The 10,503-nt window shown below is 63.2% G+C and carries 11 protein-coding genes; 9 read left to right on the top strand and 2 right to left on the bottom strand.

Going from position 1 to position 10,503, the window contains the following annotated elements:
- The coding region (locus IL54_RS24420; protein WP_162182267.1) for a kinase/pyrophosphorylase at positions 1–501 on the bottom strand (501 nt) is incomplete at its 3' end.
- A 295-nt stretch (positions 502–796) separates the two neighbouring features.
- Here IL54_RS24420 and hemE point away from each other — a divergent pair.
- Both hemE and IL54_RS20140 read left to right on the top strand, forming a co-directional pair.
- Entirely contained in the window at positions 797–1,852 is a 1,056-nt protein-coding gene (gene hemE, locus IL54_RS20145; RefSeq protein ID WP_037479918.1) for a uroporphyrinogen decarboxylase, read from the top strand.
- Entirely contained in the window at positions 1,852–2,292 is a 441-nt protein-coding gene (locus tag IL54_RS20140) for a CopD family protein (protein WP_037479916.1), read from the top strand. Before hemE ends, IL54_RS20140 begins: the two co-directional genes overlap by 1 nt.
- Before the next feature lie 172 nt (positions 2,293–2,464).
- Here the strand turns inward: IL54_RS20140 and panC are convergent, their stop codons facing one another.
- Positions 2,465–3,310, bottom strand: a complete 846-nt coding sequence (gene panC, locus IL54_RS20135; protein ID WP_037479913.1) for a pantoate--beta-alanine ligase — start codon at positions 3,308–3,310, stop codon at positions 2,465–2,467.
- Between the two features lie 111 nt (positions 3,311–3,421).
- Here panC and IL54_RS20130 point away from each other — a divergent pair, with 111 nt between their 5' ends.
- The 7 genes from IL54_RS20130 to IL54_RS20100 all read left to right on the top strand — a co-directional run bounded on the left by IL54_RS20130 (position 3,422) and on the right by IL54_RS20100 (position 10,366).
- Positions 3,422–4,228, top strand: coding sequence for a division plane positioning ATPase MipZ (locus tag IL54_RS20130; RefSeq protein ID WP_037479910.1), 807 nt, complete (start codon positions 3,422–3,424; stop codon positions 4,226–4,228).
- Positions 4,228–4,650 (top strand): J domain-containing protein, encoded by a 423-nt coding sequence (locus IL54_RS20125; RefSeq protein WP_037479907.1) that lies wholly within the window; start codon positions 4,228–4,230, stop codon positions 4,648–4,650. Before IL54_RS20130 ends, IL54_RS20125 begins: the two co-directional genes overlap by 1 nt.
- Positions 4,647–6,020, top strand: coding sequence for a phosphoglucomutase/phosphomannomutase PgmG (gene pgmG, locus IL54_RS20120; protein WP_037479905.1), 1,374 nt, complete (start codon positions 4,647–4,649; stop codon positions 6,018–6,020). Before IL54_RS20125 ends, pgmG begins: the two co-directional genes overlap by 4 nt.
- Before the next feature lie 389 nt (positions 6,021–6,409).
- The gene (locus IL54_RS20115; RefSeq protein WP_037479902.1) at positions 6,410–7,708 is read left to right on the top strand and encodes an OmpP1/FadL family transporter; all 1,299 of its coding nucleotides are present in this window, start codon (positions 6,410–6,412) and stop codon (positions 7,706–7,708) included.
- Positions 7,709–7,806: 98 nt separating this feature from the next.
- A complete protein-coding gene (gene ispG, locus IL54_RS20110) occupies positions 7,807–8,967 on the top strand; it encodes a flavodoxin-dependent (E)-4-hydroxy-3-methylbut-2-enyl-diphosphate synthase (protein ID WP_037479899.1) in 1,161 nt (386 codons plus the stop codon).
- An 8-nt stretch (positions 8,968–8,975) separates the two neighbouring features.
- Entirely contained in the window at positions 8,976–9,884 is a 909-nt protein-coding gene (locus IL54_RS20105) for a DMT family transporter (RefSeq protein WP_037480582.1), read from the top strand.
- Positions 9,881–10,366 (top strand): GNAT family N-acetyltransferase, encoded by a 486-nt coding sequence (locus tag IL54_RS20100; protein ID WP_037479896.1) that lies wholly within the window; start codon positions 9,881–9,883, stop codon positions 10,364–10,366. The genes IL54_RS20105 and IL54_RS20100 overlap by 4 nt, the downstream gene beginning before the upstream one ends.
- Positions 10,367–10,503: the final 137 nt, after the last annotated feature.

The following is a 10,503-nucleotide window of genomic DNA, read 5'->3' as shown; positions in this document are numbered from 1 at the left end:
ATAGCCACGATTGGCGAGGTAGATGGACGTCGGCGTCTTGGACGCGCGCGACACGCCCGCCAGCACGATGTCGGCTTCTTCCCAATTTTCATGCCCCACCCCGTCATCATGGGCAATGGTGAACTGGATCGCCTCGATCCGCGCGAAATAGGCTTCGTCCAGCACATGTTTGCGCCCCGGCCGGGTGCGGGTTTCCTGCCCCAATATGTTGGACAGCGCATCGGCGACGCTATCAAGCGCCGCGACATGGGGCAGGCCAAGCGCCCGGCAGCGCGTCTCCAGCCGCTTGCGCAACGGATGGTTGGTCAGGGTGAACAGCACCAGCCCCGGATTGGCGGAAATCTCCTCCATGATCCGGTCGAGATGGACTTCGGATCGCACCATCGGCCAGAAATGGCGGATCGCATCGACATTTTCGAACAGACCGATCGCGGCCTTGGCGATATTCTCCAGCGTCTCGCCGGTGGAGTCCGAAAGCAGATGGAGATGGATGCGCGCCATGGCCATATCTCTGTGCATAGGCTGTGGATAAAGCAAGGGACGAAATGGGGAGCAATCGACCCCCGATTTTCGCTCCACGCTGCCCGGACTCTTACCCACAGGCCCCCAACAGACCCGATTTTTCCTCAACAGCCTGTGGATAACGGGGATAAGCCAGGGGACTCGGACGGGCAAGGCTGGGCGGATCGGAGTCAAGCTGTTGGCAAAAGCGGGCACAACGCATAAACCCCGCTGCCAACGCCCCTACTATCTCCAACATTCCTATTTGAATCTTAATAGAAGAGAAGAGAGTCCGATGCTTGTCGACCCGAAGGCCGATCCCGTGGCCAAGCCGCTCCTTGGCGTCCTGTGGGGGGAACGCCCCGCCGTGCCGCCCATGTGGCTGATGCGACAGGCCGGACGCTATCTGCCCGAATATCGCGCGCTGCGGGCCGACAAGGGCGGTTTCCTCGAACTCGTCTATGACAGCGCGGCCGCGGCCGAAGTCACGCTTCAACCCCTGCGTCGCTTCGGCTTCGACGGCGCGATCCTCTTTTCCGACATATTGATCGTCCCCTATGCGATGGGACAAAATCTCTGGTTCGAAACCGGCGAAGGCCCGCGCCTCGCTCCGATCCTCAGCGACACCGACCTCTCGACCCTGAAACCTGATTATAGCCGTTTTGAGGCGGTCTATGAGACGGTGCGGCAGGTGAAGGCAGCCCTCGACCCCTCGGTCACCTTTTTGGGCTTTGCAGGCAGCCCCTGGACCATCGCTACCTATATGGTCGCTGGCCAGGGCAGCAAGGATCAGGGCGCGGCCCGCCGCCTCGCTTATGGCGACCCCTCTCGCTTTGCCGCGCTGATCGACGCGATCGTCGATGCGACCGTTACCTATCTCTCCGGCCAGATCGAGGCCGGGGTCGAAGCTGTCCAATTGTTCGACAGCTGGGCCGGCAGCCTCGCCCCGCTCCAGTTCGAACGCTGGGTGATCGCACCCAATGCCGCGATCGTCAGCCGGTTGAAGGCGCTACACCCCGACATCCCGATCATCGGCTTTCCCAAGGGCGCCGGCGCGAAACTCGCCGATTATGCGGTGGGCACGTGTGTCGATGCGATCGGCGTCGATGAAACCGTCGATCCGCACTGGGCCAACCGTGTGTTGCCTAAAGGCCTGCCGGTGCAGGGCAATCTCGATCCGCTTGCCCTCATCGCGGGCGGCCAAGCCGTAGAGCAGGCCGTGGACAATATCCGCGCCGCTTTCGCCGACCGGCCCCACATCATGAACCTTGGCCATGGCATTTTGCCCGACACCCCCATTGCGCATGTCGAAGCATTGCTTAGCTATGTGCGGCAGGAGGAAAAACGCTGATGGCCTATCTTGGTGCTGCCTATCTCTGGGTGAAGGCTGCCCATCTCATCTTCGTCATTTTCCTGATGGCGGGGCTGTTCATGATCCCGCGCTTCTTCGTCTATCATCAGGAATGCGCCGTCGGCTCGGACGAGGACCGCAAATGGATCGACCGCGAACAGCGGCTCTTGAAGATCATCCTCAATCCCTCGCTGGTGCTGGTCTGGGTCCTGGGCCTCATGCTGATGGTGGAAATCGGCGCGTGGAGCTTTGGCTGGTTTCACCTCAAACTGCTCTTCGTCATCGCTCTGTCGGGCTATCATGGCTGGATCGCCAGCTATGCCAAGAAACTCGCCAGGGGCCAGCGGACCATGACCGACCGCCAACTGCGCCTGCTCAACGAAGTCCCCGGCGTGGCTGCGGCGGTGATCGTCATCGCGGTAATCGTAAAGCCCTTCTGATCCTGCTTGGGACCCACCCACCCCGTTCGGGCTGAGCCTGTCGAAGCCCCTTTCTTTTCTTTCGGAAGAAAAGCCCTTCGACAAGCTCAGGGCGAACGGCGGGCAGGGTGTGATAACGCTCCAAAACCCAGCAAAATAGTAATATTAGATAGTTAGCTAACTATCGAAAACCCTAAACTGGCTCTACCGCGATATTGTCGATCAGCCGCGTCTTGCCCAGCTTCGCCGCCCCCAGCAACCGGGCCGGCCGGTCCAGCACCGTCATGGGTTCCAACGTCACGGCATCGCACAGCGTCACATAGTCGATCGGTCCGAACCCATGATTTTGCAGTATAATCATAGCCTTGGAAGTCGCGGATTTGACGCTCTCGCCCTTTTCCATCAGCCGCTTGGCCTCGCCCAAGGCGCGCGGCAGCGCCAACGCGGCCTTGCGCTCCGCTTCGTTCAAATAGGCATTGCGCGAGGAAAGCGCCAAGCCATCCTCGGCGCGCTGGGTCGGCAAACCGATAATATCGATACCTATGTCCAGGTCGCTGTTCGCTTGGCGGATCACGGCCAGTTGCTGATAGTCTTTTTCGCCGAAAACCGCGATGTCGGGCCGCACCTGGTTGAACAATTTCGTGACCACCGTTGCGACGCCATCGAAATGGCCAGGCCGCGCTGCGCCATCCAGCCCCTCGCTCACCCCCGACACGCTGACATTGGTGGCAAAGCCTGTGGGATACATGACCTCGACCGGCGGCAGCCAGAGCAGGTCCACGCCCGCCGCCGCCAGCATCGCCGCATCTTTCGCCTCGCGTCGGGGGTAAGCGTCCAGATCCTCGGTCGGGCCGAATTGCTTGGGATTGACGAAGATCGATACCACGACATGCCGCCCATGCCGCTTGGCTTCCTGCACCAATGCCATATGCCCGTCATGCAAAGCGCCCATGGTCGGCACCAGCGCCAACGGCTTTCCGTCGGCTTTCAGCGCCGCGACGGCAGCGCGGAGGGCGGGCAGGTCAGACAGGGTTTGCACGGGGGGAACGGCTCCGATAAGGGCAGGGGAACAAGCGGTCGACCTGCTGGGCTGCGGCCTTGGCGGCCACCAGGAATCATGGCGACAATCAACGGGGTTATCAAGCGACCAATGGGCAATCCAACGCCGCATCTCATCGTCTTTGCCAATGAAAAGGGCGGCACGGGCAAGTCGACCACAGCGGTCCACACGGCCATCGCCCTGACGGCGCTTGGCCATCGCGTCGGCATGATCGATCTCGATCCGCGCCAGCGCACCGTCACCCGCTATCTGGAAAACCGCGCCGAAACCGCGCGCCGCCGTCAGATCGACCTGCCTGCGCCCGACTTTGCCGTGCTGAAAGGCGACAGCCTCGAAGCGCTCGACGCCGAAGTCGCCACCATATCGCAGGACAAGGATTTCCTGATCGTCGACACCCCCGGCCGCGACGATGTCTTTGCGCGCCACATGGCCGCGCGCGCCAATACGTTGGTCACGCCGATGAACGACAGTTTCGTCGATTTCGACCTGATCGGTCAGGTCGATGCCGAAAGTTTCAAAGTCCGTCGCCTGTCCTTCTATTCCGAACTCATCTTCGAAGCGCGCAAGACCAGAGCCAAGGCCGATGGCGTCTCGATCGACTGGGTCGTGCTGCGCAACCGGCTCCAGCATCATGACGCCCGCAACAAGAAGCGGGTCGGCGACGCGCTGATGGAATTGTCGCGCCGAGTCGGTTTCCGCGTCATCCCCGGATTGTCGGAGCGCGTGATCTTCCGCGAACTTTTCCCGTCCGGCCTGACCCTACTCGATAAGGGGCATCTGGGCGAACTGGGCGTCAGCCACATCGCCGCGCGCCAGGAATTGCGCGAAATGGTGTCGGGGCTTGCCCTGCCCACGCATGCGGGTGCGGTGCCCGTGGACATGCTCGGCGCGGCCTGATGGGCTGGCTGGCGCTGCTGCTCGTCGCCCTGGCCGGCTGGCTCATCTGGACCGGGAGGCTGCAACGCATGACGGCGAAGGATGGCATGGCGCTTGGCGCGATGCTGGTGGGTGCGGTGCTGGCGGCCAAGGGCAAGCCGGTGATCGGCGCGCCGGTGCTGATCGGCGCAGGGCTGTTTCTGCTGCGTCGCTATAAACCCCGTACCCGCGCGACACCGGCCCCGCCTCAGCACCGGATCGACGATCTCGCCCAGGCGCGCGCCTTGCTGGGGGTCGGTCCCGATGCCGATCCCGCCGCCATCCGCGCGGCGCATCGCCGCCTGATTGCCTCGGTCCATCCCGACAAGGGTGGCACCGAAGCGCTGGCGGCACAGATTAACGCCGCGCGCGACCTGTTGCTGGCCGACCGGCAAGAGGGATGAGCCATCGGTTCGACCCGACGCTGCTGCGCGATTATGATCTGCGCGGTACGGTGGGGCGAACGCTGAATGCTGCCGACGCCTGGGCCTTGGGCCGCAGCTTTGGCACCGTCATCGCGCGGGCAGGGGGATCACGGGTCGCGGTCGGCTATGACGGGCGGCTGAGTTCCCCGATGCTGGAAACGGCGCTGGTCGACGGGCTGACCGCCAGCGGCATCGACGTGCTGCGCATCGGTCTTGGCCCGACGCCCATGCTCTATTTCGCCGAAATGACGGGCGAGGTCGATGGCGGCATTCAGATAACCGGCAGTCATAATCCCGGCGATCAAAATGGCTTCAAGCTGGTACAGCGACACGCGCCGTTTTTCGGGGCGGACATCGCGCGATTGGGCCAGATGGCGGCGGCGGGCGACTGGGATGCCGGGGTAGGGCGGGTCGATACGACTGCCATGATGGACCGCTATGTCGCCCGGCTGATGCGGGATTTCGACGGCCGGGCCTGGCGCATCGGCTGGGACGCGGGCAATGGTGCGGCCGGGCCAGTGGTCGAGGCGCTCGTGCAATTGCTGCCGGGTGAGCATCATCGCCTCTTCACCCAGATAGACGGCAATTTTCCCAACCATCACCCCGATCCCTCCGTAGAGGCGAACCTTGCCGATCTGCGCGCGCTCGTCCTCGACAAGCAGCTCGATTTCGGTGTGGCTTTCGATGGCGATGGCGACCGGATCGGCGTGATCGACGGGCTGGGCCGCACCATAGCGGGTGATCAGTTGCTTGGCCTGTTCGCGGACGACCTGCTCGAAAAGCATCCCGGCGCCCGGATTATCGCGGATGTAAAGACCAGCCAGACCGTCTTCGACCGGATCGCGGCACGCGGCGGGCGGCCCGACATGTGGAAAACCGGCCACAGCCATATCAAGTCCAGAATGAAGCAGATAGGCGCGCTATTGGCTGGCGAGATGACCGGGCATCTCTTCTTTGCGGATGATTATTATGGCTATGACGACGGCCTCTACGCCGCGATCCGGCTGATCCGCGCCGCAAGCGGGGCAGGGGGCAGCATCACCGACCGGCGCAGCGCCATGCCCGCCATGGCCGCGACGCCCGAACTGCATATCCCCGTCGATGACATGCGCAAATTCGCCGTGATCGACGAGATTTGCGCGCGGCTACGGGCGGCGGGGGCGGATATGCAAACCATCGACGGCGCGCGCGTCACCACCGCAGATGGCTGGTGGCTGCTGCGCGCCTCCAATACGCAAGCGGCGCTAGTAGCCCGCGCGGAATCGACCGATGCGGCGGGATTGGCGCGCCTGATCGCTGAAATCGATTCGCATTTGGTGGCGTCCGGGCTGGATCGCGTAAAAATCTAATCCATGCGATTTTTCGCCAACCTGCCTTCCCTTACGGAATAAAAGCCCTGCTCAAACGATTGCAAGAAACGCAATCAGACATGTCCGTTTCGCATTTGCAACAAAGGCGATGGCTGAGCAAAAGGAGCGGGCCTTTCAGGCATCCTCTCCTAAAACTTTACAAGCCGTCCTCCGGGGCGGCTTTTTTTTGTGCTGTTTCCATGACGCTGTCGCACCCGTTCGCCGTAACGTCAGCCAGCATCCTCGTTATAAACGGACCGAAACCCTGCCGGATATTCACCGCTAAACACTGGAATTTAACCATAGTGTTGGTAAGCGGCCTGCGTCAAAAGCCCGCGTCCTTGCCATATATGGCCGCGCAGGTTGAAAATAGCCGTAGAGGATCTGCCATGTCGTTCAGCCGCCGCCTCCCGTCCTTCCTGCTTGTCGCAGGTGCGATCGCCGCGCCCGTCCCGGCGCTGGCCGGGGGCTTCTATCTGCAGGAACAATCGCCCAAGGAAACCGGGCGTGCCCTGTCGGGCGGCGCGGCAGCGGGCGATGACCCCTCGACCGTCTATTTCAATCCCGCCGCGATGACCGAATTGTCGGGCATCCAGACCTCGGTCGGCGGCATCGCGCTGTTCGCCAAGGCGCAGCAGACCAATCGCGGCACCACCCGCACGATTCCCGGCGTGACGACGCAGGTGCCCGTCAGCGGCACCAACGGCGGCAATGCGTTTGAAAGCGTGATCCCCATCCCCAGCTTCTATGCCACCGGCCAGGTCAGCGACCGGCTGTGGGTGGGCCTGGGCGTCAACGCACCGTTCGGTCTGAAGCTGGAATATGAGGATGGCTATTTCGGGCGCTATGACTCGCTCTACACCGACCTCAAAACCTATAATATCCAGCCATCGGCCGCCTATAAGCTGACCGACAACCTGTCCGTCGGCGGCGGCGTCGATGTGCAATATGTCAAGGTGACGCTGACCAACGCGCTGCCGCAGCTCTCGCCGCTGCTGGCTGATGGCCATGCCTCGGTTGAGGGCGATGATTGGTCGGTCGGCTGGAATGCCGGGTTGTTCTACCGGGCGGGCGACACCCAGTTCGGCGTCCATTATCGCTCGCGCATGAAGCACAGCCTTGAGGGCGAGCAGGTGATTTCTGGCCTTGCCGGGCCGCTGGCCGGTGCCAATGGCAGCTTCGCCGCCACCGCGCCGCTGACCCTGCCCGATATCGTCACCCTGTCGATGACGCACCGTCTGACACCGCAATTGCGGGCGATGCTGACAGCGCGCTGGTATAATTGGTCGGTGATGCAGGCGATCACGATCAACGCCGCCAACGGCACATCGGTCAAGGAACTGGAATATAGCGACACCTTCAGTGTCAGCGCGGGAGGCGAATATGACGTCAACGACAAGCTGACGCTGCGCGCGGGCACGATGTTCGATCGCTCGCCGACCAATCCGCAGCATCTGACCACCCGCGTTCCTGATGGCGATCGCGTCTGGCTCAGCGGCGGCGCGACCTGGAACCTCTCGCAGTCCTTCGCGCTGAACCTGAGCTACGCGCATACCTTCGTGGAAAAGGCGAACATCATCCGCCCGGACAGCTATTTCCCGGCGCCTGCCACCGTCACCGCCACGACGCGGGCGCAGACGAGTGGCAATGCCGATCAGATCGCCGCGTCGCTGACGATGCGTTTTTGAAGAAGCGGTGCCAGCCCGACTGAAACACCAAAAGGCAACGCTTCTAACCGTCACCAAATATCCCTATAGGGGCTTCGTAACAACGGAGCCCCTTTTTCATGTCCGACCATAATCCCGGCCTGCGCCCCTGGCGCGATATTGCCCGTCGGCAGAGCCGACAGATCATGGTCGGCAATGTTCCGGTCGGCGGCGGCGCGCCGGTCACCGTCCAGACCATGACCAACACGCTGACCCACGACATCAAGGGCACGATCGACCAGATCCGCCGCTGCGAGGAAGCGGGCGTGGACATCATCCGCGTCTCCTGCCCGGACGAAGAGTCCACCGCGGCGCTCAAGCAGATCGTGCGCGCCGCCCGCGTGCCGATCGTCGCGGACATTCATTTCCACTATAAGCGCGCGCTCGAAGCCGCCGATGCGGGGGCGGCGTGCCTGCGGATCAATCCCGGCAATATCGGGTCGCAGGCGCGGGTGAAGGAAGTGGTGGACGCCGCCAAGGCCAATGGCTGCGCCATCCGCATCGGCGTCAATGCGGGCAGCCTCGAAAAGGATTTGCTCGAAAAATATGGCGAGCCCTGCCCCGAAGCGCTGGTCGAAAGCGCGCTCGACCATATCAAGCTGCTCCAGGACCAGGATTTCCACGAATATAAGGTCGCGGTGAAGGCGAGCGACGTGTTCCTGGCGGTCGCGGCCTATATGCAACTGGCCGAAGCGGTCGATTGCCCGCTGCACCTCGGCATCACCGAAGCCGGCGGTCTGATCGGCGGGACGGTCAAGAGCGCGATCGGCATCGGCAACCTGCTGTGGGCAGGCGTCGGCGACACGATCCGGGTCTCGCTGTCGGCGGAACCCGAAGAAGAAGTACGCGTCGGCTATGAAATCCTCAAATCGCTCGGCATCCGCACCCGCGGCGTGAAGGTCATCTCCTGCCCCAGCTGCGCGCGGCAGGGCTTCGACGTGATCCGCACCGTGCAGGCGCTGGAGGAACGGCTCCAGCATATCCACACGCCCTTGTCGCTGTCCGTCCTTGGTTGCGTTGTGAACGGCCCCGGTGAAGCCCGCGAGACGGACATCGGCCTGACCGGCGGCGGCAACGGCAAGCATATGGTTTATTTGTCGGGCATCACCGACCATACGGTGCAGGACGAAGCGCTGGTCGATCACATCGTCCGACTGGTGGAGGACAAGGCCGCCGAAATCGAAGCCGCCAAGGCGGAATCGGAGATGACCGACGCGGGCAAGGCGCAGGCGGCGGAGTGACGCCTGCCATGGGGGCGTCGCGCCCCGCAGTCGGTTTCGCCATCCCCTTTGCCGTCTGCTGCGCGGGCGTGGCGCTGTTTGCTGTGATGGATGCGGCGATGAAGGGGTTGAGCCTTGGCATCGGCCTCTACAATGCGCTGTTCTGGCGGGCGGTTGCTGGCACGCTGCTTGGCCTTGCGCTCATGCTGCTCACGCGGCAGCGCTGGCCCTCGCGCGCGGTCCTGCGTATCCACCTGCTTCGCGGCACGGTGGTCGCGGTGATGGCCGGGCTGTTCTTCTGGGCGATCATGCGGATGCCACTGGCCGAAGCCATCGCCCTGTCTTTCATCGCCCCCCTGATCGCGCTCTACCTCGCCGCCCTGCTGCTCAAGGAACGGATCGGCCGCCGCGCGATCGGCGCATCGCTGCTGGGATTGGTGGGCGTAGCCGTCATCCTGTCGGGCCGGTTGCAGGGGCGTTATGATGCCGATGCGCTGCTGGGCGCGGGGGCCGTGCTGGCGTCGGCGGTACTCTTTGCCTGGAACCTCATCATCCAGCGGCAACAGGCGCAGGTCGCCTCGCCGATCGAGGTCGCCTTCTTTCAGCATCTGGTGATGCTCGGTGTCTTCGCGCTCGGCGCCCCCTTTCTGCTGGCCCTGCCACCACGCCCGGCCGTTCCGCTCATCCTGTTGGCAGCCGCCCTCGCCTTCACCTCGCTCGCGGCCCTGTCCTGGGCCTATGCGCGGGCGGAGGCGCAACGATTGATTCCGGTCGAATATAGCGCCTTCGTCTGGGCCGCGATCCTGGGTTGGCTGGTGTTCGATGAGCGGATCACGCTGCCGACGGTGGCCGGTGCCTTGTTGATCGTGGTCGCCTGCCTTATCGCGTCGCGCACGAAATGGGCCGATCTGGCCCATGTGGAAGCGGGAACCGCATGACCGACACCATTCTCATCCGCGCGGCCGAGCCGGGCGACATCGACACTATCTTGCAGTTCATCCGCGATTTGGCCGACTATGAGAAACTCGCCCATGCCGTGAATACGGACCGCGACACGCTCGCCCGCTATCTCTTCGGCGCTCGCCCCATGGCCGAAGTGCTGATCGCGGAGCGGCAGGGCGACGCCATCGGCTTCGCGCTCTTCTTTCACAATTTCTCGACCTTCGAAGGGCGACCGGGGCTTTATCTCGAAGATTTGTTCGTGCGACCCGAAGCGCGCGGATCAGGCGCGGGCAAGGCTCTGCTCGTCCGGTTGGCGCAACTCGCGATCGAGCGGGACTGCGCCCGGCTGGAATGGTCGGTGCTGGACTGGAACGAACCGGCCATTGCCGTCTATCGCGCGATCGGGGCGGTGCCGATGGACGAATGGACCATCCAGCGGCTCGACGGCGATGCGTTGCAGGCGTTGGCCCGCAGTTAATTCTTCAGGCGATCCTCGATACTGACATACAGCATGACGGCGGCGAAGGCGGCCATGGAGACGACGACCAGAGCGGGATAATAGGCAGCGAACATGGGACAGGTTCCTTTCTGCCGTCCTTTTTGCGCCGGTTGGCG

It is taken from the genome of Sphingobium sp. ba1 (assembly GCF_000743655.1).
Lineage (GTDB): Bacteria > Pseudomonadota > Alphaproteobacteria > Sphingomonadales > Sphingomonadaceae > Sphingobium.
This window is presented reverse-complemented; position numbering and strand designations above follow the sequence as displayed.

Bases quoted from the DNA above. Each gene is read 5' to 3' on its own strand.
- hemE (WP_037479918.1), top strand. From the start codon at position 797: ATGCTTGTCGACCCGAAGGCCGATCCCGTGGCCAAGCCGCTCCTTGGC.
- IL54_RS20140 (WP_037479916.1), top strand. From the start codon at position 1,852: ATGGCCTATCTTGGTGCTGCCTATCTCTGGGTGAAGGCTGCCCATCTC.
- IL54_RS20130 (WP_037479910.1), top strand. From the start codon at position 3,422: ATGGGCAATCCAACGCCGCATCTCATCGTCTTTGCCAATGAAAAGGGC.
- IL54_RS20125 (WP_037479907.1), top strand. From the start codon at position 4,228: ATGGGCTGGCTGGCGCTGCTGCTCGTCGCCCTGGCCGGCTGGCTCATC.
- pgmG (WP_037479905.1), top strand. From the start codon at position 4,647: ATGAGCCATCGGTTCGACCCGACGCTGCTGCGCGATTATGATCTGCGC.
- IL54_RS20115 (WP_037479902.1), top strand. From the start codon at position 6,410: ATGTCGTTCAGCCGCCGCCTCCCGTCCTTCCTGCTTGTCGCAGGTGCG.
- ispG (WP_037479899.1), top strand. From the start codon at position 7,807: ATGTCCGACCATAATCCCGGCCTGCGCCCCTGGCGCGATATTGCCCGT.
- IL54_RS20105 (WP_037480582.1), top strand. From the start codon at position 8,976: ATGGGGGCGTCGCGCCCCGCAGTCGGTTTCGCCATCCCCTTTGCCGTC.
- IL54_RS20100 (WP_037479896.1), top strand. From the start codon at position 9,881: ATGACCGACACCATTCTCATCCGCGCGGCCGAGCCGGGCGACATCGAC.